18 protein-coding genes are annotated in these 21999 nt (G+C 67.2%); 12 read left to right on the top strand and 6 right to left on the bottom strand.

All coding sequences use genetic code 11. The features are described 5' to 3' along the window. Positions 1-4 precede the first annotated feature (4 nt). From VFY73_RS08230 to VFY73_RS08220, 3 genes are read right to left on the bottom strand one after another with little or no spacing between them, the layout of a single operon-like run. A complete protein-coding gene (locus tag VFY73_RS08230) occupies positions 5-793 on the bottom strand; it encodes a BPSS1780 family membrane protein (RefSeq protein WP_329717529.1) in 789 nt (262 codons plus the stop codon). A 6-nt stretch (positions 794-799) separates the two neighbouring features. Then, on the bottom strand, positions 800-1768 hold the full coding sequence (locus VFY73_RS08225; RefSeq protein ID WP_329717527.1) for a homoserine kinase: 969 nt from the start codon (positions 1766-1768) through the stop codon (positions 800-802). Between the two features lie 43 nt (positions 1769-1811). Beyond that, a complete protein-coding gene (locus tag VFY73_RS08220) occupies positions 1812-2105 on the bottom strand; it encodes a hypothetical protein (protein ID WP_329717525.1) in 294 nt (97 codons plus the stop codon). A gap of 222 nt (positions 2106-2327) precedes the next feature. Here VFY73_RS08220 and VFY73_RS08215 point away from each other — a divergent pair, with 222 nt between their 5' ends. The 3 genes from VFY73_RS08215 (at position 2328) to VFY73_RS08205 (ending at position 7985) form a co-directional block, all read left to right on the top strand. After that, entirely contained in the window at positions 2328-4055 is a 1728-nt protein-coding gene (locus tag VFY73_RS08215; protein ID WP_414654431.1) for a CocE/NonD family hydrolase, read from the top strand. Between the two features lie 94 nt (positions 4056-4149). Then, on the top strand, positions 4150-6948 hold the full coding sequence (polA, locus tag VFY73_RS08210; protein ID WP_329717521.1) for a DNA polymerase I: 2799 nt from the start codon (positions 4150-4152) through the stop codon (positions 6946-6948). Between the two features lie 143 nt (positions 6949-7091). Beyond that, positions 7092-7985: a diguanylate cyclase domain-containing protein gene (locus VFY73_RS08205; protein ID WP_329717517.1), complete on the top strand. Its 894-nt coding sequence runs from the start codon at positions 7092-7094 to the stop codon at positions 7983-7985. 3 nt (positions 7986-7988) lie between these two features. Here the strand turns inward: VFY73_RS08205 and VFY73_RS08200 are convergent, their stop codons facing one another. Genes VFY73_RS08200 through gabT form a run of 3 tightly spaced genes read right to left on the bottom strand, consistent with a single transcriptional unit; the run spans position 7989 to position 11857 of the window. Beyond that, positions 7989-9011 (bottom strand): hypothetical protein, encoded by a 1023-nt coding sequence (locus VFY73_RS08200; protein ID WP_329717515.1) that lies wholly within the window; start codon positions 9009-9011, stop codon positions 7989-7991. 11 nt (positions 9012-9022) lie between these two features. Next, the gene (locus VFY73_RS08195; protein ID WP_329717513.1) at positions 9023-10501 is read right to left on the bottom strand and encodes an NAD-dependent succinate-semialdehyde dehydrogenase; all 1479 of its coding nucleotides are present in this window, start codon (positions 10499-10501) and stop codon (positions 9023-9025) included. Positions 10502-10537: 36 nt separating this feature from the next. Continuing rightward, positions 10538-11857, bottom strand: coding sequence for a 4-aminobutyrate--2-oxoglutarate transaminase (gene gabT, locus VFY73_RS08190; protein WP_329717511.1), 1320 nt, complete (start codon positions 11855-11857; stop codon positions 10538-10540). Between the two features lie 157 nt (positions 11858-12014). On the opposite strand from gabT, the gene VFY73_RS08185 reads away from it, so the two are divergent. The 9 genes from VFY73_RS08185 to VFY73_RS08145 form a co-directional block, all read left to right on the top strand. Continuing rightward, entirely contained in the window at positions 12015-13421 is a 1407-nt protein-coding gene (locus tag VFY73_RS08185; protein WP_329717509.1) for a PLP-dependent aminotransferase family protein, read from the top strand. Between the two features lie 198 nt (positions 13422-13619). Then, positions 13620-16247, top strand: coding sequence for an alanine--tRNA ligase (gene alaS / locus VFY73_RS08180; RefSeq protein ID WP_329717507.1), 2628 nt, complete (start codon positions 13620-13622; stop codon positions 16245-16247). A 257-nt stretch (positions 16248-16504) separates the two neighbouring features. Further along, complete coding sequence (locus VFY73_RS08175) at positions 16505-17026, top strand: DUF1993 domain-containing protein (RefSeq protein WP_329717505.1); 522 nt, start codon at positions 16505-16507, stop codon at positions 17024-17026. 15 nt (positions 17027-17041) lie between these two features. Next, positions 17042-17470, top strand: coding sequence for a GNAT family acetyltransferase (locus tag VFY73_RS08170; RefSeq protein ID WP_329717503.1), 429 nt, complete (start codon positions 17042-17044; stop codon positions 17468-17470). Positions 17471-17520: 50 nt separating this feature from the next. After that, positions 17521-18909 (top strand): TldD/PmbA family protein, encoded by a 1389-nt coding sequence (locus VFY73_RS08165; RefSeq protein WP_329717501.1) that lies wholly within the window; start codon positions 17521-17523, stop codon positions 18907-18909. Positions 18910-18911: 2 nt separating this feature from the next. After that, complete coding sequence (locus VFY73_RS08160) at positions 18912-20207, top strand: metallopeptidase TldD-related protein (RefSeq protein ID WP_329717499.1); 1296 nt, start codon at positions 18912-18914, stop codon at positions 20205-20207. A 5-nt stretch (positions 20208-20212) separates the two neighbouring features. Beyond that, positions 20213-20773 carry a GNAT family N-acetyltransferase gene (locus VFY73_RS08155; protein ID WP_329717497.1) on the top strand — a complete coding sequence of 187 codons (561 nt, stop codon included), beginning with the start codon at positions 20213-20215 and terminating at the stop codon, positions 20771-20773. Positions 20774-20849: 76 nt separating this feature from the next. After that, on the top strand, positions 20850-21623 hold the full coding sequence (locus VFY73_RS08150; RefSeq protein ID WP_329717495.1) for a UPF0149 family protein: 774 nt from the start codon (positions 20850-20852) through the stop codon (positions 21621-21623). Positions 21624-21642: 19 nt separating this feature from the next. After that, the coding region (locus VFY73_RS08145) for a flavoprotein (RefSeq protein WP_329717493.1) at positions 21643-21999 on the top strand (357 nt) is incomplete at its 3' end.

Here is a 21999-nt window from a genome sequence, read left to right as displayed (position 1 = left end):
GTGCTCAAGGCTCGCCGAAGCAATCGCGGAAGCTGAAGTACAGCGAGACGTAGAAAACCGCGGTCAGCACCAGTCCGACAGGCATCACCAGCAGGCTGGTCACCGCAGGGCCGAACACTGCGGCCATGAGACTGGTCAGCATGCCAGCCAGCACCAGCACTGCCAGACACCCGACGCCGAAGGCGAAGAAGGCGGCCCGCGCGCGCCATAGCGCCAGCGCACTCGAAAACAAGGCTTGCGCAGCCCCTTGCTGGGCCCAGAACACAAGCGCCGGTGCGAACCAGAACGGGATGCTCAGCAACGTGCTCAGGCCCATGCGCCACAACGCGCCGGCGGTGACCCCGGGGGCATTGCCCAGGCGCGCCAGCTCATCCGGCGGCGTATTGCCCTTGGCCACTGCCGTCAGCCAGGTGTTGAAGGCGCCGCCATCGATCCACTCGCACCACCACAATGCGGCGGCGGTCAACACGGCGTAGGTGATCAGCAGCGTAAGCAGCGGTCTGCGGCGGTTGGGCTCGCGCTGTTGCCAGGGCACCAGGAAGATGCCGGCATGCACCGGCCGCCCTTGCAGCGAGGCATGGGTGGCCATCATGAAACCCAGGCTCAGCAACGGCACGGACAACATCAGCAGCACCCCGCCTATCCAGGGCAGCAGCATTGTCAGCAGCACGGCGAACATGAAGGCCATGAACAGGCCGATGTACGCCAGCGGGCGGCGGAAGTACTCGCCGAAGGCCTGAGTCACCCAGCGCCAACCGGCGGCGGCCGGCACGTCTTGCAGTTTCAATCCCATCGGTGTTCAGGCGCCGGGGTGCCAGGGGTTGGCCACGCAGTCGCGCAGCACGCGCTCGAAGTGGCGCGGGTCCTTGGGTGTCAACAGGGCGGCGTCGCGCGGTGCGTGCCAATCGGCCAGGCGCGACAACCAGAAGCGCAAGGCCGCAGCACGGCGCATCGCCGGCAGCGTGCGCCATTCGACGCCGGTGGGTTCGCGCTCGGCGCGGTAGCCGGCGATCAGCGCATTGGCGCGGGTCTCGTCGAGGTGACCCGAATCGTCGTCGATGCACCAGTCGTTGATTGCCACGCCCAGGTCGAACGCGAAGCTGTCGACACCGGCGAAGTAGAAATCGATCACGCCGCACAAGCGCTCGCGGCCGGGCAGGCCGTCGAACAAGGCGTTGTCGCGGAACAGGTCGGCGTGCACCGCGCCGTGCGGCAGTTGGGCGTAGGTCGGCGAGGCGGACAGGTGCACCTGATAGGCGAGCTCCGCGTCCAGCAACGCAGCGCTGTCGGGGTCCAGCTGGGAGCGCACGAGCGGCGCCGTGGCCTGCCACCAAGCCAGACCGCGCAGGTTGGGCTGGTAGGGGGCGAAATCGGCGACCGCCTTGTGCATCCGCGCGAGCGTCGCACCCACCTGGTCGGCATGGTGCACATCCGGCGCGTCGACTGGCACGCCGGGCAGCCGGTTCACCACCGCGGCCGGCTTGCCGGCGAGGTCATGGCACAGCACCCCGCTGCCGTTGGCATGCGGCTCAGGCACCGGCAGCCCATGCTGGGCCAGGTGCTGCATCAACTGCAGGTAGAACGGCAATTGCGCGGCCGACAGGCGCTCGAACAGCGTCAGCACCCATTCGCCCGCGTCGGTCGTCAGGAAGTAGTTGGTGTTCTCGATGCCGGAGCCGATCGGCTCGAGCGCACGAACAGCCCCCAGCTTCAGCTGGGTCGACAGCGCCTGCGCCTGCGCGAGGCTGACTTCGGTATAGACCGCCATGACTTGCCGGTGAAGCGCCGCGCGAACACGGCGCGGCGGTGTATCAGAAGGTGATGGACAACCAGACTCGCTGGCCGGCCTTGGGATCGTCGGCCGGGGCGCGGCCGGGTTCGGGCGGGGCGATCTCGTAGGGGCCGACGCCGCGAATCTTGGGCTGCACCGTCAGGCGTTTGGTCTGGCCACGGACCCGTAATTCCTCGATGCGGATCTTCTCGTCTTCGGTGACTTGTTGCAGCACCTGCGGCTCGGGCGGCGTTCGCCGCGCGGTCTCTTCGGCCCGCACGGCGGCAGTGGCCAGAAGCAGCAGCGTGAGCGAAGCATACCGAAGCGTTTTCATGCGCTGGATTCTATGCCTCGGGTTTGCCCTGGCCATGTCGGACGAGACCACCAGGCCACGTCAGCGGGGTGACGTGGCGCTGAGGCGAGGTAACAGGTAACAAAGACTCCGGTCTGGTCCTGTTGCGCATTGAGAAAAGCAGGCAGCAAATGGAACGAACGGTCGTGCGATTCCGGGGCGTTCGACCGTAACTCCAACCTCCCCGGGAACGGAGACTTTCACATGCCGAAATTTTTGGGGCGGCGCCTTGCTGCCCTGGTTGTGTGCCTGCCGTTGTTCTCTCCCATCGCCTCTGAAGCCGCGAGCTGCCGTGCACCCACCCCCGCCGAAGCAGCCATCTACACCACGCCGTTGCTGATGCCCGGCGTCATCTCGCCAAAAGACGGGACCTGTTTCTTGAACAACTTCACCGTCGCCACAAGCGATGGCGTGAGGTTGACCGCGAATGTCTTCCTGCCCTCTGGCGCCGGCGATGGAAGCAAGTTCCCTGCCGTGGTCTATCCCGCCAGCTGGGCGGCTGCCGATTTCTTCGAGTACCTGGGCGAGCAGCAGCGCATGGCGCTGGGCGGCTACGTGGCGCTGGCCTATACCGCACGGGGCTTTTACGGCTCGGAAGGGGTCGTCGGCGTCGCCAGCGAGCAGGACGCTTCGGATTTCCGCAGCGTGCTCGACTGGTTGGTGGCCAACACCGCGACCGACGTGAACCGAATCGGTGCGGCCGGGATTTCCTACGGTGCCGGGCTGTCCATGATCGGTGCGGCGAATGACAGCCGGGTGAAGGCGGTGGCCTCGATGTCCGGCTGGGCGAACCTGATCGACCAGATGTACGGCAACTCCGTGCCGAACCCTACCTGGTTGTCGATCCTGACGCTGTCGGGCACTTTCACCGGCAACATGGACCCGCTCATCTACGAGTACGACGCGGCGATCCGTGACCCGGACACCTCGCAGGCCAAGATCGACGAGATCGCGGCCTGGGGCGTGATCCGATCGCCGATCAACGCGGTCGACGCGTTGAATGCCCGCAAGGTGCCGGTGCTGATCAGCAAGAACTACCAGGACGACATGTTCTCGCCGAACTCGACGCTGCTGATGTACACCCGGCTGACCGGGCCGAAGAAGCTGTTGCTGCAACCGGGCATCCACGCTTCGGCCGAGCTGCCCGGCGCCCTGTTGGGCGTCGACAACCCGGTGTTCGACCAGGTGCACCGCTGGATGGACCGCTGGTTGAAGGGCATTCCGAACGGCGTCGACACCGAGCCGAAGGTGACCATGCAGCTGAAGTTCGGCGGCAGCCGCGACACGCTCAGCAACTGGCCGGCACCGGAGCTGCGCAGCACCACCTACTACCTCGGGCCGCGGGGCAACCTGCGCTGGGACTTCGGCTGCTTCTGCTGGAAGGGCGTGACCGGCACGCTCGGCACCTCACCCAACCGCCAGAGCCATGGGGACCAGATCGACAGCTTGCTCGACACGACCGCCACGACGGGGTTGATCCCGATCCTGTCGCCGATCATGGAGAGCGTTGGTTTGCCGGTCATCAACCACATGGCCACGATCCTGGCGGGCAACGGCATCCGCTACGAGGGTGATTCGCTGAATGCGCCGCTCAAGCTGCGTGGCTCGCCGAAGCTGCAGATCCGGGCCAAACCAAATCTCAAGCGCGGCATGCTGGTGGCCTACCTGTACGACGTGGACTGGGCCGGTTTCGGCACGCTGATCACCCACGGCGCGCGGGCGGTGCACTGGGCATCGCCCGGTGTGGCGACCGACTTCTCGTTCGACATGAACGCGATCGCCTACGACGTGCCGGCCGGCCACCACCTGGTGCTGGTGTTCGACACGGCCGACAGCTTGTACGGCTCACCGGTGCACTGGGGTGACATGTTCCGCATGTCGCTGCCGTTCGATGGCAACAGCCAGATGACGATGACGCTGCCGGTCCGGTAGCCGCCGACAGCGCGGGACGGAGGGCGCTACATCGCGTCCGTTTCCGCAGCCGGACGGGCGCGAGGGCCACCCGCCCTCGCGCACAATGCCGCGCATGAGTGAAGACAAGACCTTGCTGCTGGTCGACGGCAGCAGCTACCTGTACCGTGCCTACCACGCCTTGCCCGACCTGCGCGGCCCGGGCGGCGTGCCCACCGGCGCCGTCCACGGCATGGTGGCGATGATGAAGCGCCTGCGCGAACAGGTGCCGTCGGGGCACGCCGTGTGCGTGTTCGACGCCCCTGGCAAGACCTTCCGCGACGAGTGGTACCCGCAGTACAAGGCCCATCGCGCGCCGATGCCGGACGACCTGCGCAAGCAGATCGAACCCATCCACGAAGTGGTCAAGCTGCTCGGCTGGCCGGTTCTGATGGTGCCTGGCATCGAGGCCGACGACGCGATCGGCACCCTGGCCTGCATCGGGGCCCAGTCGGGACACCGGGTGGTTGTATCAACCGGTGACAAGGACCTGGCCCAGTTGGTCAACGAACGGGTCACGCTGATCAACACGATGAGCAACGAAACGCTCGACATCGAGGGCGTCAAGGCCAAGTTCGGCGTGCCACCGGACCGCATCATCGACTACCTGACGCTGATCGGTGACGCGGTCGACAACGTGCCCGGCGTCGAGAAGGTGGGCCCGAAGACGGCCGCGAAATGGATCGCCGACCATGGCTCGCTGGATGGCGTGATCGCCGCCGCGGCGAGCATCAAGGGCGTGGCGGGCGAGAACCTGCGCAAAGCGTTGGACTGGCTGCCGCAAGGGCGCCGGCTGATCACCGTGGTGACCGACTGCGACCTGGCCGACCACGTGATCGGCTGGCCGACGCTCGATGCGCTGGAACTGAAGCCGGTCGACAACGACGGCCTGCTGGGCTTCTACGAGCGCTTCGGCTTCAAGGCCTTCCGCAAGGAACTCGAAGCGTCGTTGGGGCGCACGAGCGCTGCTGCCGGTGCCCCTTCCGTGGGCGCTGGTGCGGTGGCCGTGCCCACGGACGCATCGGTGTCGCGCGCTGCCAGCGCGCTGACCCTGCCTCCACTCGCCCTGGCCCGCGAGTACGAGTGCATCACCAGCCGCGAGCGCCTGGACGCCTGGCTCGAAGTGCTGCGTGGCGCGCCGCTGACGGCGATCGACACCGAGACCGATTCGCTCGATCCGATGCGCGCCCGCATCGTTGGCATTTCGTTCGCCACGGAGCCCGGCCGCGCCGCCTATGTGCCATTGGCGCACGACTACCCCGGCGCGCCGGACCAGTTGCCGCTGGACGACGTGCTGGCGCTGATGAAGCCGTGGCTCGAAGACGCTGCGGCGGCGAAGGTCGGCCAGAACATCAAGTACGACCAGCATGTATTTGCCAACCATGGCATCGAGGTGCGCGGCTACACCCATGACACCCTGCTGCAGAGTTATGTGCTGGAAGCGCACCTGAAGCACAGCCTCGAAAGCCTGGCCGAGCGTCATCTCGGCCGGCAGGGTTTGAGCTATGAACAGGTCTGCGGCAAGGGCGCGAACCAGATCCCGTTCTCTCAGGTCGATGTTGCTCAGGCCACCACCTACAGCGGCGAAGACAGCGAGATGACACTGCACGTCCACCAGACGCTGTGGCCGCAGATCGAAGCAGAACCGGGCCTGCGCGGGATCTACGAGCGCATCGAGATGCCGGTCTCGACCATCCTCGAGCGGGTGGAGCGCAATGGCGTGTTGATCGATGCGGCGCTGCTGGCGACGCAAAGCCGCGAACTGGCCGAGCGCATGCTGGCGCTGGAACGCGAAGCCTACGAATTGGCGGGCCAGCCCTTCAACCTGGGCTCACCCAAGCAGATCGGCGAGATCCTCTTCGGCCGCCTCGGCCTGCCGGTGAAGAAGAAGACCGCCAGTGGCGCACCGAGCACCGACGAAGACGTGCTGCAGGAGCTGGCGGCCGACTACCCGCTGCCGGCCAAGCTGCTGGAGCACCGCTCCTTGAGCAAGCTGAAGGGCACCTACACCGACAAGCTGCCGCTGATGGTGAACCCGAGCACCGGCCGCGTGCACACCAACTACGCGCAGGCAGTAGCAGTGACCGGCCGGCTGTCGAGCAACGACCCGAACCTGCAGAACATCCCGATCCGCACGCCGGAAGGCCGGCGCGTGCGCGAAGCCTTCATCGCGCCGGCGGGCCACAAGATCATCAGCGCCGACTATTCGCAGATCGAGCTGCGCATCATGGCCCACATCAGCGGTGACCCGGGCCTGACCAAGGCCTTCGCCGAAGGCATGGACGTGCACCGTGCCACTGCGAGCGAAGTGTTCGGCATCGCGCCCGACACGGTCACCTCTGAACAACGGCGTTATGCGAAGACGATCAACTTCGGACTGATCTACGGCATGGGCGCCTTTGGCCTGGCGCAAAGCCTGGGTATCGACCAGAAGGCTGCACGCAACTACATCGACCGCTACTTCGACCGCTTTGCCGGCGTCAAGCGCTACATGGACGAGACCAAGGCCCGCGCCGCCGAGCTGGGCTACGTCGAAACGCTGTTCGGTCGCCGCATCTACCTGCCGGAGATCCGCGGCGGCAACGGCCCGCGCCGCTCGGGCGCCGAGCGCCAGGCGATCAATGCGCCGATGCAGGGCACGGCGGCCGATTTGATCAAGTTGGCGATGATCGCGGTGCAGGGCGCACTCGACACCGAACAGCGTGCCACGCGCATGGTGATGCAGGTGCACGATGAACTGGTGCTCGAAGTGCCCGAGGCCGAGCTCGACTGGGCCAAGGAGGCGGTGCCGCGCCTGATGGCCGGCGTGGCGAGCTTCAGCGTGCCGCTGCTGGCCGAAGTCGGCGTGGGGATGAACTGGGACGAGGCCCACTGATAGGGCGGAACGGGCCTCGGCGGCGGGCTGGATCCCGCGGTGGCCCGGTCTCTCGTGGTTTGCACCACCTTGGTGTTTACAAGCGTGTCGGCCCAGGCGCGGAACGTGCATGATGGATCACGCCCGCGAAGAGGCTCGCACCCATGTCAGACCCGTTCCACATCCTCTGCCTCTGCGCCCAGCCGCCGGACTTGGTGACCTCGGCCTTCGGGCCGTTCGTGGTCCAGGCCTGCACTCGGCTCGATGAGCTGGACAGCCAGCTGCATGCGCAGGCCTACGACGCGGTGCTGATCGATCTCAGGCTGACGGGCACCCCCGATCGGCTGTTGCACTGGGCGGGCCTGCCAAGGGCGGTGCTGGAATCGGCCGTCGTCGTGATCGGGCCGGAGCCCACGCCTGCCGTGTGCATGCGGCTGCTGCAAGCGGGCGTGCGTGACGTGTTGTCCAGCCGCGAGGCCTCGCCCGAGGTGTTGGGGCGTGTGTTGCGCCTGGCGGTCGAGCGCAAGCGCATCGACGATGCGGCGCGGCGCGCCTACAGCATCGACCTGACGACCGGCCTGCCCAACCACAACCAGCTGCAAGAGCACATGACGCATTTGCTGGCGCTGCGCGAGCGCGAGCCGGCGGCCATGGCACTGATCGTGCTGCATCTCGACGGCTTTCGCAGCGTCGAGGCCAGCCTCGGCGCCGAGGCGGCCAATGTGCTGCGCCGCAAGGCCGCGGTGCGGCTGCGCAGTTCGTTGCGGGCCAGTGACGTGGTGGCTTCGCTGGGGCCGGACATGTTCGCGGTGCTGCTGGCCTGGCTGGACGCCGATGACGATGCCGACCATGTGGCCCGCAAGCTGCTGGCGGCGGTCAATCAGCCGTTCCAGGTGGCGGGACAGGACGTGCCAGTGGGGGCGCGGATCGGCGTCAGCCAGTATCCGGGCCATGGCAAGGATGCGGGCACCTTGCTGCGTCACGCGGTGGGCCTGGCGTCAGGCGGCAGCTTCGGTCGACTGCTGGGCCAGGGCGCCGCCGCGAACGACGAGTCGTGAGCGCTACGCGGCCTTGCCGCGCCCGCGCCACCAGACGGTGAACAGCCCCAGCAGGCCCACACCACCCGCCAGCAGCCAACCCCAGGGCAAGTCGTCGTCCACCGGGGGCGTTGTCGCGGCGGAAGCTGCCGCATCCACCCGGGCAAACGGGTTCAAGGCGATGTGTCCGGCCTCACCCGGAGCCGGGGCCACCGCTGCTGCAGGCGCCGGTGTCATCGTCAAGGCCGGCAGGCCGGAGAGTTCGGCAGTCTGCAGCCCCGTGCGCCACAGCCAGCCGAGTCCGCCCCACAACAGGTAGACGTCGTCGTCATCGTCGTCGCTGGTCGGCCCGCCGGGCATCGGTGCCAGCCGCGGCTGGCGGTCCTTCGGGCCGACGACATAGACCTCGCGGCCAGGCTTGGGGCCGGTCAGCACATCGACGCCCAGGGCGACGACGCCGTCCGGGCCGGCGGCCAGCGACAGCGGGCGGCTGCGCTCCAGGCCCGGCCGCTTCCACAGTCCGCCGGCGCCAAAGCCATACTCCAGCGCGCCGTTGGGTTTCAAGCGCCACAAGCCGGTGTCGTTCTCGCCTTGCGAGCCGTACAAGGTGCCGGTGACCCAGGCGCCGCCATCGTCGGCCGGCAACAGGTCGACCACCATCAGGCGCTGGCCGACGGGTGAGGCAATGCTGCGGCCAGCGGCGCCCCAACTGGTGTCGGCCATCCCGTTGGCCTGCAGGCGCTGCACCATGGGGCTGCTGGTTCCCGTTGCCAACGAGGTGACGCCGAGCCAGATGCGGCCGCTGGTGTCCACGCGCAGCACGGCTACGCTGGCGTCGATGCCGCCGAAATCCAGCGCCAGCCGGCCGGCCTTGCCAAAGGCCGTGTCGAGCGCGCCGCCGGGCAGCTTGCGCTCCAGCAGCGAAGGTTCCTCGTCGTCGTTGACGCGCCAATGGGTGCCGTCCGGCCCACGCACGGCCATCGGGCCGGCCAGCACGACGGCGTGGAACAGACAAAGGGCCAGGGCGGCCCCGGCCCTTGCAGCCACGCGCCGCGCGTTCACTTGTTGATATCGCCCAGGCAGAGGTATTTGATCTCGACGTAGTCGTCGATGCCTTGGTGAGCGCCTTCGCGGCCGAGGCCCGATTGCTTGACGCCGCCGAAAGGCACTTCTGCCGTCGAGATCAGGCCGGTGTTGACGCCGACCATGCCGTACTCCAGCGCTTCGCCGACGCGGAAGATGCGGCCGATGTCGCGGCTGTAGAAGTAGCTCGCGAGGCCGAATTCGGTCGCATTGGCCAGCTCGATCGCCTCGGCTTCGGTCTCGAAGCGGAACACCGGGGCCACCGGGCCGAAGGTCTCTTCACGCGAGACCATCATGTCCGAGGTCACGTTGGAGAGCACCGTCGGGCTGTAGAAACGCTCGCTGATGCGCTCGCCGCCGGTCACGACGGTGGCGCCCTTGCCGAGCGCATCGGCCACGTGCGATTCGACCTTGGCGACTGCCTGGTCGTCGATCAGCGGGCCCTGGCTGACGCCGGCCTCGAAGCCGTTGCCAACCTTGATGCCCTTGGCCTTTTCTGCCAGCTTGGCGACGAACTCGTCGTAGACCTTGGCCTGCACGTAGAAGCGGTTCGCGCAGACGCAGGTCTGGCCGGCGTTGCGGTACTTGCTGATCATCGCGCCCTCGACAGCCGAGTCGATGTCGGCGTCGTCGAACACGATGAAGGGCGCGTTGCCGCCCAGCTCGAGCGAGAGCTTCTTGATCGTTGGCGCGCACTGCTTCATCAGGATGCGGCCGACTTCGGTGGAGCCGGTGAACGACAGGTGTCGCACGACATCTGAATCACACAGCACCTTGCCGACCTCGATCGAGTTCGACGCATCGGCGGTGACGATGTTCAGCACGCCGGCGGGCATGCCGGCGCGTTGCGCCAGCTCGGCCACGGCCAGCGCCGACAGCGGCGTGGCTTCGGCCGGCTTGATCACCACCGGGCAGCCGGCGGCCAGCGCCGGGGCGACCTTGCGGGTGATCATCGCGATCGGGAAGTTCCACGGCGTGATCGCCGCGCACACACCGACCGGCTGCTTGATGACGAGGTAGCGCTTGTTGTTGTCGGTCGACGGGATGGTCTCGCCATAGACGCGCTTGGCCTCCTCGGCAAACCACTCGAGGAAACTGGCGCCGTAGTTGACTTCGCCCTTGGCCTCGGCCAGCGGCTTGCCCTGCTCGGCGGTCATGATGCGGGCCAGGTCGTCTGCATTCGCATGCAGCAGCTGGAACCACTTCATCAGGATCGCGGCGCGCTCCTTCGCGGTCTTGCCGCGCCAGGCTGGCCAGGCCTTGTTGGCCGCAGCAATCGCGGCTTCAGCCGATTCGGCGCCGAGGTTGGCCACATCGGCCAGCTTCGAGCCCGTGGCTGGGTCGGTCACATCGAAACGCACCGAGCCGGCGACCCATTCGCCGCCGATCAATGCATCCGTCTTCAGCAGGCTGGGGTCGGCAAGCGACGCCAGCGGAGAGGTCTTCATGTCCATGGGTACATCCTAAGCGGAGGCAAGCCTCCGCCTGTTTCAGGCCGCGACGGCCGCGTCGAAAGCGTCGGCCAGGATCTTCAAGCCTTCTTCCAGCTGCGCTTGCGGCACGGTCAGCGGCACCAGGATGCGCAGCACGTTGGCATAGCTGCCGCACGACAGCATCACCAGGCCGCGCTTGAGGGCTTCGACGCAGACGCGCTTGGTCAGGTCGGCATCCGGTTGGTGGGTGTCGCCGTTCTTGAACAGCTCCACCGCCACCATCGCGCCCAGGCCGCGCACGTCGCCGATCGCCTTGTGCTTGGCGGCGATGGCCTTCAGGCCGGTCATCAGCGTCTCGCCGACGGCCTTCGAGCGGTCCAGCAGCTTCTCTTCCTCGAACACGTCCAGCACGGCCAGCGCCGCGGCGCAGGCCAGCGGGTTGCCGGCGTAGGTGCCGCCCAGGCCGCCGGGCAGCGGCTTGTCCATCAGCTCGGCCTTGCCGATCACGGCCGAGATCGGGAAGCCGCCGGCCATCGACTTGGCCATCGTGACCATGTCGGGAGCGACCCCCCACTGCTCGCACGCCAGCCAGGTGCCGGTGCGGCCGGCGCAGGTCTGCACTTCGTCGGCGATCATCACGATGCCGTGCTTGTCGCAGAGCTTGCGGACGGCCACGGCAAATTCCTTCGGCGCGACGTAGAAGCCGCCTTCACCCTGCACCGGCTCGAAGATGATCGCGGCGACACGGTCGGCCTCGACGTCGTACTTGAAGATGTGCTCGAGCGACTTCAGCGAATCCTCGACGCTGACGCCGTGTAGCGCGTTCGGGTACTCGGCGTGGTAGATCTCGGCCGGGAAGGGGCCGAAGCCGGCCTTGTACGGCGCGACCTTGCCGGTCAGCGCCATGCCCAGCAGCGTGCGGCCGTGGAAGCCGCCGCCGAAGGCGATGACGGCCTGGCGCTTGGTGGCGTAGCGGGCGATCTTGATCGCGTTCTCGACGGCTTCGGCGCCGGTCGACAGGAAGTAGGCCTTCTTCGCGAAGTCGCCCGGGGTCTTGGCGATCAGACGCTCGGCCAGGTCGATGTAGGGCTCGTAGGCCAGCACCTGGAAGCAGGTGTGGTGGATCTTGTCCAGCTGGGCCTTCACGGCAGCGACGATCTTCGGGTGGCGGTGGCCGGTGTTCAGCACCGCGATGCCGCCGCCGAAGTCGATGTAGCGCTTGCCTTCGACGTCCCAGACTTCGGAGTTCTCGGCGCGCTCGGCGACCACGTCGTAGGTCTGGCCCAGGCCCGAGGGCAGGGCGGCGCGGCGGCGCGCCATGAGGGCGGCGTTGCTTTTTTCCGCGTTGGTGGCAGTGGCGGCGGGGTCGCGGTGCATATCGGGCTCCTGAAGGTGTGCGGCGCCGGGCGGATGCCGGGTGGGCGCCAAGAATGCGACTCTAGTCCCACGGGGGCTGCCGGTACCATGTACAGCGCCCAAGCCCCCTGTCGCGCACTGTGCTGGGTGCGCACCCAGTACAGCCTCCAGACCACGCATGCTGACCCTCGATTCCCAGGCCGCCGTGCCGCTCGTCACCCAGATCGTCGAGGGCCTGCGCCGCCAGATCGACGAGGCGGCGCTGCGTGAAGGGGCGAAGCTGCCGTCGATCCGCCAGTTCGCGCTGACGCACCAGGTGAGCGTCTTCACCGTCGTCGAGGCCTATGACCGGCTGGTGGCGCAGGGTTACCTGGTGTCGCGGCCGCATTCGGGCTTCTTCGTGCGGAAAAGGGCGGCGTCCGGAGCGGTCGAGCCGGTGGCGGCCAGCCCGCAGGGCTTCGACTCGGCCTGGTACCTGCGCCGGATCTTCGAGAACCGCCACCTGGCGGTGAAGGCCGGCTGCGGCTGGCTGCCCGGCGACTGGCTGTTCGAGGATGGCCTGCGCCGCGGCCTGCGGGCGCTGGCGGCCGATGACGCCGACCTGGGCGGCTACGGCGACCCGAAGGGCTATCCGCCGCTGCGCCAGGCCATTTGCGAAGCGCTGGCCGAACAGCAGGTGAGCGTGCCGCCCGCGCAGGTGCTGCTGACGCAGGGTTCCAGCCAGGCGCTCGACCTGTGCGTGCGCCGCCTGGTGCGGGCCGGCGATGCGGTGCTGGTCGACGACCCGGGCTACGCCAACCTGTTGTTTTCACTGCGTTTCCAGGGCGCAAAGCTGCTCGGCGTGCCGCGCAGCCCGCAGGGCTACGACCTTGCCGCGCTAGAGGCGATGCTGCAATCGACATCCGGCGAGCACCGGCCCAAGGTCTTCTTCACCCAGCCGCGGCTGCAGAGCCCGACCGGCTCGGTGGCGCCGCTGGGCCAACTGCACCGCGTGCTGCAGCTGGCCGAGAAGCACGATCTGACGATCGTCGAGAACGACATCTACGTCGAGCTCGACCCCGAGCCGCGCCCGAGCCTCGCCAGCCTCGACCAGCTGACCCGGGTGATCTACATCGGCAGCTACTCGAAGACGATCTCGCCCAACATCCGAGTCGGCTTCCTGGCTGCGCACCCCGATCTGCTCGAAGACCTGGCCCAGCTGAAGATGATCTCGGGGCTCACCTCGGCCGAATTCGGCGAACGTCTGGCCCACTCGGCGCTGCTGGACGGCCGCCGTCGCAAGCACCTGAAGGCACTGCGCGAGCGCCTGGCCGAGGCGCATCAGCAGGTCGGCGGCCGGCTCGTGGCCATGGGTTTCGAGCTCTTTGCCGAGCCCAAGGCCGGCATGTTCCTCTGGGCCCGCCACCCCCGGCTGCTGGACACCCCGGCGCTGGCCAACCGCGCCGCCGAGGCCGACGTGATGCTCGGCCCCGGCCACCTGTTCCGCGCCGGGATGCAGCCGACCGATTGGTTGCGCTTCAACGTCGCTTTCTCAGGAGATGAGCGCCTGTTCGCGTTTCTCGCACGCGAGCTCGGGCAGCGCTGAACAAGCCCCTTGCGGGTTGCGCATCCCTGCTTTGGGCGGCCTGCGGCGTTGCAAATCCTCGCCATAGGCGGGCTATGGCTGTGGTTTGCGCCTTGCATCCCATCCCAAACCAGGGCGCGCACCCTCGCAGGGACTTGCCCAGCGCTGCCATAATTTCAGGTTCCTTTCCCCGTCCAGACCCACCGAGAGAGACCCCGGATGAAAGCCTCCGAGATCCGCCAGACTTTCCTGAAGTTCTTCGAATCGAAGGGCCACACCATCGTCGCCTCGAGCCCGGTGGTGCCCGGCGACGACCCGACGCTGCTGTTCACCAACGCCGGGATGAACCAGTTCAAGGACGTCTTCCTCGGCTTCGACAAGCGGCCGTACAACCGCGCGACCACCTCGCAGAAGTGCATCCGCGCTGGCGGCAAGCACAACGACCTCGACAACGTGGGTTACACCGCGCGCCACCACACGTTCTTCGAGATGCTGGGCAACTTCTCGTTCGGCGACTACTTCAAGCACGACGCGATCCAGTACGCGTGGGAGCTGCTGACGGTGCAGTTCAAGCTGCCGGCCGAGAAGCTCTGGGTCACCGTCTATTCCGAAGACGACGAGGCCTACGAGATCTGGAACAAGGTGGTCGGCGTGCCGGCCGAGCGCATCGTGCGCATCGGCGACAACAAGGGTGCGCGCTACGCCAGCGACAACTTCTGGATGATGGGCGACACGGGCCCCTGCGGCCCCTGCACCGAGATCTTCTACGACCACGGCCCCGAAGTGGCCGGTGGCCCCCCGGGCAGCCCGGACGAAGACGGTGACCGCTACATCGAGATCTGGAACAACGTCTTCATGCAGTTCAACCGCACCGAAGACGGCGTGATGCACAAGCTGCCCAAGCCCAGTGTCGACACCGGCATGGGGCTGGAGCGCATCACCGCGGTGCTGCAGCACGTGCATTCGAACTACGAGATCGACCTGTTCGTCGCGCTGCTGGCGGCGGCGAAGAAGGCGGTCGATGCGGCAGGCGGCGGCGACAGCGACAAGGATTCGCCCAGCCTGAAGGTCATTGCCGACCACATCCGCGCCTGCACCTTCACGGTGGTCGACGGCGTGATCCCCGGCAACGCGGGCCGCGGCTACGTGCTGCGTCGCATTGCGCGCCGCGCAATCCGCCACGGCTACAAGCTGGGGGCGCGCAAGCCGTTCTTCTATTCGCTGGTGCCGGCGCTGGTCGAGCAGATGGGCGAGGCCTATCCCGAGCTGCGTCAGGGCGCGGCACGCGCGACCGAGGTGCTGAAGCAGGAAGAAGAGCGCTTCTTCCAGACCATCGAGCGCGGCATGGAAATCCTCGAGACGGCGCTGGCTGCCAAGCCGGCGGTGCTCGATGGCGACACGGCGTTCAAGCTGCACGACACCTATGGCTTCCCGGTCGACCTGACGGCGGATGTGTGCCGTGAACGAGGCTTGACCGTCGATCAGGTGCGTTTCGACGAGTTGCTGGAGCGCCAGAAGCAAGGCGGCCGCGAGGCCGGCAAGTTCAAGATGGCGCAGGGGCTGGCGTACGAAGGCACGCCGACGACCTTCCATGGTTATGACGAGTTGGTGCGTGAAGGTGCCAAGGTCACGGCCGTCTATGTGGATGGCAGCCCGGTCGACGTGGCCCGCGCGGGCGATGACGTCGTGGTCGTGCTCGATCACACGCCGTTCTACGCCGAGAGCGGCGGCCAGGTCGGCGATGCCGGCGAGTTCCGCAATGCGACGACGCGCGTCGTGGTCGACGACACGCTGAAGATCCAGGCCGATGTCTTCGGCCACCACGGCACCGTCGCCGAAGGCGAGATCAAGGTCGGTGACGTGTTCACCGCCAAGGTCGACGCTGAGCGCCGCGCCAAGACCGTGCGCAACCACAGCGCGACTCACCTGATGCACAAGGCGCTGCGCGAAGTGCTGGGCGGCCATGTGCAGCAGAAGGGCTCGCTGGTCAACGCCGAGCGCACGCGCTTTGACTTCGCCCACACCGGCCCGATGACCGACGAGCAGATCGCCAAGGTCGAATCCATCGTCAACGCCGAGATCCTGGCCAACGCCGGTGCGAAGGCCGAGGTGATGGCGCTTGACGACGCGCAGAAGAGCGGCGCGATGATGCTGTTCGGCGAAAAGTACGGCGACACGGTGCGGGTGCTCTCGATCGGCTCCAGCAAGGAGCTGTGCGGCGGCACGCACGTCGGCCGCACGGGTGACATCGGCCTGTTCAAGATCGTCGGCGAGGGCGGCGTGGCCGCCGGCATCCGCCGCGTCGAAGCAGTGACCGGCGAGAACGCGCTGGCCTACCTGCGCAGCCTCGAGAACACGGTGAACGGCCTGGCTGGCTCGCTGAAGGTCGCGCCCGGCGAGGTGCCGGCGCGCGTGGCCAGCGTGCTCGACCAGGTCCGTGCGCTGGAGAAGGAAGTCGCCGCGCTGAAGGGCAAGCTGGCCTCGGCGCAGGGCGACGAGCTGCTGTCGCAGGCCGTCGATGTCAAGGGCATCAAGGTGCTGGCCGCGACGCTGGAAGGCGCCGATGCCAAGGCCTTGCGCGAGACGATGGACAAGCTGAAGGACAAACTGAAGACAGCGGCCATCGTGCTGGCGGCGGTCGAAGGCGGCAAGGTCCAGATCGCCGCTGGCGTCACCAACGATTCGATCGGCAAGGTCAAGGCCGGCGAACTGGTGAACTTCGTCGCCCAGCAGGTCGGCGGCAAGGGCGGCGGCAAGCCCGACATGGCCATGGCCGGCGGCACCGACGCCAGCAAACTCAGCGGCGCCTTAGCCAGCGTGGCCGGCTGGGTGGCCGAGCGCGCCTGACGCGCCATTCCAACAAAAAGGGCCGAGACGCTTTGCGGCGTCTCGGCCTTTTTGCTGTCCGTGCTTGTTGAAGCAGGGCGCAGCCTGTCGAGCGGGGGTGTGTTGGCGAGAGTCTCGCGCTAGACGTGGGATGTGCGCCGCCAGTCTTGCCCGAGCCGGCGGCACTTCCAGCATTCCTGGGGTTGATTTTCATGCGCAAGCCGACGTGAAACTGCCTGCGTATCATGGCGCTCCACCCAAGAAATCAAGGATCCACCATGGCCATCACCCTGTCATCCGCCAGCTTGCCGATCTTCCGTACCGGCCTGGCCAATCTGGACCATTGCCTGGCCAAGGCCGAAGCGAATGCAGCGGCGCGCAAGTTCGATCCCAACGTGCTGGTGACCGTTCGCCTGGCGCCGGACATGCTCCCGTTCGCCGCACAGATCCGCATCGCCTGCGACGCCGCCAAGCTGGCCGTCGCACGCATCTCGGGTATCGAGGCGCCGAAGTTCGAAGACAACGAGACCACCTTTGCCGAGCTGCGTGCTCGCATCGCCAAGACCCAGGAATGGCTGGCCACGGTGCCGGCCGACAAGCTGGATGGCCGCGAGGAGATCGACATCACCTTCCCGGTCGGGCGCGACAAGACCCGCACCTTGAAGGGCGAGGCCTACCTGAAGCATTGGGCGTTGCCGAACTTCTTTTTCCACATGACCACCGCCTATGCGCTGCTGCGTCACAACGGCGTCGATCTGGGCAAGTCCGACTACCTGCTCGGCGCCCAGGCGGGCAACTGACGGAAGGCTTGGCCGATGGTGTTCCAGATCCGCCCGTTTGAGGATGCCGATGAACCGGCTGTCGTGGCACTGTGGCAGCGCTGCGGCCTGACGCGGCCCTGGAACGATCCGGGCAAGGACATTCGACGCAAGCTTGCCGAGCAGCCGGAGCTGTTCGGCGTGATGGTCGATGGCGGTGAGGTGGTGGGCACCGTGATGGCCGGCTACGAGGGCCATCGCGGCTGGATCAACTATCTGGCGGTCGAGCCGTCGCGCCAGCAACGGGGTTTGGGACGCCAATTGATGGATTGGTCGGAAGCGCGGCTGCGCGAGCGTGGTTGCCCCAAAATCAACCTTCAGGTCCGGCAAGGCAACGAAGCCGTGCTGGCCTTCTATGCGGCGTTGGGATACGCAGGCGACAACGTGGTGAGCCTGGGCAAGCGGCTCGAACACGACAACCTCTGATTGATCGTCTAACCAGCAGCAGGCGCCCACAAGGCGCCAGGGAGACATGGATGAGTTCGACCCCACCGGCCCTGTCAGCGCCCGCCTTGTTGGCCGGCCTGCAGTACAGCGAGTTGCGCCAGCATGAGCTGCGTAAGTCCCGCGTGATGATGATCGACGGCAACCTGACGCAGAACAGCAGCAGCAGCGACGGGGGCACCAGCGCCCGGGTTTATCGCGACGGCTACTGGGGCTTTGCTTCGGTGCCGGCCACCGGAGCCGATGCGACTGAGCGCGTGGGGCGCCAGGCGCGTGACAACGTGCAGGCGATGGCGCGCTTCGGGCAACGCTCGTCGGTGGCGTTGCCGATGGGCGGCTACCGGGGCGAGCATGTCTACCGTGGCCGTGCCGCACTGGACCAGGCCGAGATCCAGGACCGCCTGGGGGCCTTGAACGCCTGGTGCAAGCAACGCTATCCAGGCCTGAAGTCGATCCGTTTCGTCGTCAGCGATGAGCACCACACCAAATGGCTGGCGACCAGCACCGGCGGCCAGTCGCTGGCGAGCATCCAACGTGCGGTGTGCCAGGTGGTGTTCGTCGCCCAATCGGCCGACGGGGCACCGGTCGAGTTGGCGGAGCAGGTGTCCGGCAAGGGCAGCCTGGCCGACATCGACTGGTCGATCGACACATTGGCGCCGCAGCTTGACGAGCTGCACCGGCACTTGCGCGCCAAGTGCGAAGCGGTGCCGGCGCGTGGGGGCTTGCAGACCGTGGTGCTGGCACCCCCGCTGGCCGGCATGCTGGCGCATGAGGCCATGGGCCACCCCTGCGAAGCCGACATCGTGCTTGGCGGCGCCGTCACCGGCAGCCTGCGGGGCCAACGGGTCGCCAGCGACCTGATCAGCATGGTCGACTATGCCCACCACTACCAGGGCACAGAGGTGATGATCCCGGTCTATGCCGACGATGAAGGCACGCCGGCACGCGATGCGGTGCTGATCAAGGACGGCGTCCTGACCGAGTTCATGAACAGCCGCGAGACGGCGGCGCGCCTGGGCATGGCGCTCACCGGCAGTGCACGCGCCTATGCGCCGAGTGACGAGCCACTGGTTCGCATGCGCAACACGGCCATCCTGCCCGGCAAGTCGACGCTGGACGAGATGGTTGCCGGTGTCGACGATGGCTACCTGCTGCTGAAGACGGCCAATGGCCAGGCAGACTCCACCACCGAGTTCATGTTCGGCATCAGCCTGGCGTACGAGATCCGCAGCGGCAAGCTCGGTCCGGCGATCCGCGATACGACGGTGTCCGGCTCGGCGATCAAGGTGCTGCAGTCGGTCGATGCAGTGTCCAGCGACATGTACTGGAGCTGCAGTGGCTACTGCGGCAAGAAGCAGCCGATGGTGGTGTCGATGGGCGGGCCGGCGCTGCGGGCGCGCGCGCACATGGGGGGTGAATGAGCATGACCGCATTGAACTTTGATCCCGCACTGCTGGACCAGGCCGAACAGGTGTTGGGCCTGATGCGCGCTCAGGGCTTCGACCAGGCCCAGGTCAGCGTCGGCCGGCATCGGCAGCGTGAGCTGAACGTGGCCCACAACGAGCCCAGCCTGATGCGCAGCACCGAGCAGATCCAGGTCTCGCTGCTGGGCCTGTTGGACGGCCGGCGCGCCAGCACCCAACTCAGCTCGCTCGACGAAGCGGCGCTGCGCCATGGCGTGGCCGAGCTGTGGGCGGCTGCACAGGCAGCGCCGCAGGATGCGGCGAACACCGTGTCGGCCGGCCAGCACGCACGCATCGTGCAGGGCCCGTTGGAGGTCGAGCCCGCCTCGTTGGCTGACAAGATGGCCGAGCTGCTGGCCTTTCGTGCCCGCGAGACGCCGCGCTTCACGCTCGAAGAAAGTGCTGCCTCGCACCACCAGAGCCAGTCGCACACGCTGACCACCGGCGGCAGCGACCTGGCCGACCGCGCAGGCTGGCTGTCGTTGAGCGCGTTCGGCACCGCCCGCGAGGGTGACCGTGCCAGCTCGTTCAACTACGCCGGCGGCGACGCCCACGATTGGGTCGACCAGGCGGCCGAAACCTGGTTCGGCATCGGCGAGATGATGCGCGACACCTCGCAGCAGATCGACACCCAGCCGCTTGGCGGCAAGTTCGTCGGCGAGGTGGTGTTCACGCCGAATGCCGTCGGCGACCTGCTGGGTTGGTTGCTCGGTCAGTTGGGCGATGCGCAGCTGATCGCCGGCAGCTCGCTCTACCGCGACCAGGTGGGCCAGGTGATCGCTTCGCCGTTGCTCGCACTGAAGAGCCGGTTCGAAGCCCCGGGGGTGGTGCCGTTGTCGGGCGACGCTTGCCACACGCCGGCGGTCAGCGTGCTGGAGGAAGGGCGGTTGCAGACGTTGCTGCCCAGCCTGTACGGCAGCCGCAAGACCGGCTTGCCCCATGTGCCGACGACGTTCGGTTGGGAGATGGCTGCCGGCGCTACGCCACGGGCCGAGCTGGTGGGCCAGGTGCAGCGCGGGGCAGTCGTCGGCCGCTTGTCGATGGGCATGCCGGCCGCCAACGGCGACTTCTCCGGCGTGATCAAGAACAGCTTCCGGATCGAAGACGGCGTCGTCGGTGCGGCCCTGTCCGAAGTCATGATCAGCGGCAACATCGCCCGCATGCTGAAGGACATCCTGGCCGTCAGCCGTGAGCGGCTCGACACCGGCAGCACGGTGCTGCCCTGGCTGCGCATCGGCGGCCTGCATTTCTCGTGAGCACGATGAGCGACTCCAACGCCACCCCCTGGACCTTGCGCCGCGCACGTCCGACCGACGCCGAGGCCTTTGCTCGCATGATGCAGGAGCATGAGGTATTCCGGCAACTGCTGCAACTGCCATTCCCGGATGCCGAGCTGTGGCGACAGCGGTTGAGCAACCAACAGGCGCCCAACAGCCCCGAGCTGCACCTGGTGGCCGAAGTGCAAGGCGAGGTGATCGCCAGTTCCGGCCTGCATCCGGTGGGAGCCCATCTGCGGCGGCGCCATGTGATGGCGCTCGGCATGTCGGTGGCGGTGCCGTGGCAGCGCCGTGGCGTGGGCTCGGCGCTGATGGCCGAGCTGTGCAACTACGCCGACAACTGGCTGGGGGTGTTGCGCATCGAGCTGGGCGTCTTTGCCGACAACCTCTCCGCGCAGGCGCTGTACCGCAAGTTCGGCTTCGAGCTGGAAGGGCGGCAACGTGCCTTCGCGCTGCGCGACGGCGAGTATGTCGACTCGTTGATGATGGCGCGCCTGCACCCGAACCCGCCGCGCTGGTCGTCGGCATCCGAATCGACCGCCTGAGGCGGAACCGGCGTTCCATCGTCGCAGCGCACATGCGACACTGCCGGGTTGCGAGAACGCAAGAGGAATGTGGGCGATGGCCGAACCCCGGATGAGCACTGAAGAAGAAATCGAGGCGCTGGACGCGTTGTGCCAGCGCATGGCTGGATTCGAGGACGAGGTGTCGCTCGAATGGCTAGATGGTTACATGGCGGCCTTGCTGGCCGGCCCGCGCCGGATCGAAGCCGACGAGTGGCTGGCGGTGTTTGCCGACGGCGTGTTCGCCCGCACATTCAGCGACCCGGTGGACGCCGCCGCAGCGCGGGCGGTCATCGACGCGCGCTGGCAGGTGCTGGCCGACCAACTGGACCCGGAGCTGATCCTCGACGACCCGGACGTGCTCCGCCTGGCGCCGCTGATGATCGAGCTGAGCGACGAAGACAAGCAACGCCTGGTCGACGAAGGGCATGTGAAGCCCGATGAGATGGCGCTGCTGGAGCAGACGGGCGAGGTCTGGGCGGTCGGCTTTCTCGATGCCACGCAAGACTTCCCGAAAGACTGGCCAGAGCCCGATCTCGAGACCGAGGAGGGCCAGCTCTACGACGAGACCCTGCTGCGCATCGCGTCGTTGACGATGGACGACGACGAGCTGAAGGAGGTCTTCGAAGAACTCTACGAAGGTGAGCAGCTCAGCCGCGACGAGTTGATCCAGGAAGCGCTGTACGCCGCGCAGGACTTGCGCCTGTACTGGCTCGACCATGCGCCGAAGCCACCGCCGCGCCGTGTCGACGCGCTGCCGGGCCGCAACGACCCTTGCCCTTGCGGCAGCGGCAAGAAGTTCAAGAAGTGCCACGGCGCACAGATGCAGTGACCAGACGGGCGGTGCGCTGATGTCGATCAACACCCCTGTCACCACCGAGCTGGCCGGCAAGCACGTCGTGCTGGGCCTATCCGGTGGCATTGCCTGCTACAAGTGCGCCGAGCTGGTGCGTGAACTCGTCAAGGCCGGCGCTACCGTGCAGGTGGTGATGACCGAAGCCGCCGAGGCCTTCATCACGCCGGTGACGATGCAAGCCTTGTCGAACCGCAGCGTCTACACCAGCCAGTGGGATGCGCGCGAGCCGAACAACATGGCGCACATCAACCTCACCCGTGAAGCGGATGCGGTGCTGGTGGCGCCGGCGAGCGCCGATTTCATGGCCAAGCTGGTGCAAGGGCGCGCGGACGACTTGCTGTCGCTGATGTGC

The organism is Ideonella sp., assembly GCF_036277275.1.
In the GTDB taxonomy this organism is placed as follows: domain Bacteria; phylum Pseudomonadota; class Gammaproteobacteria; order Burkholderiales; family Burkholderiaceae_C; genus Ideonella.
Note: the sequence above shows the minus strand (reverse complement) of the source record. Positions and strands in the feature narration are given on the sequence as shown.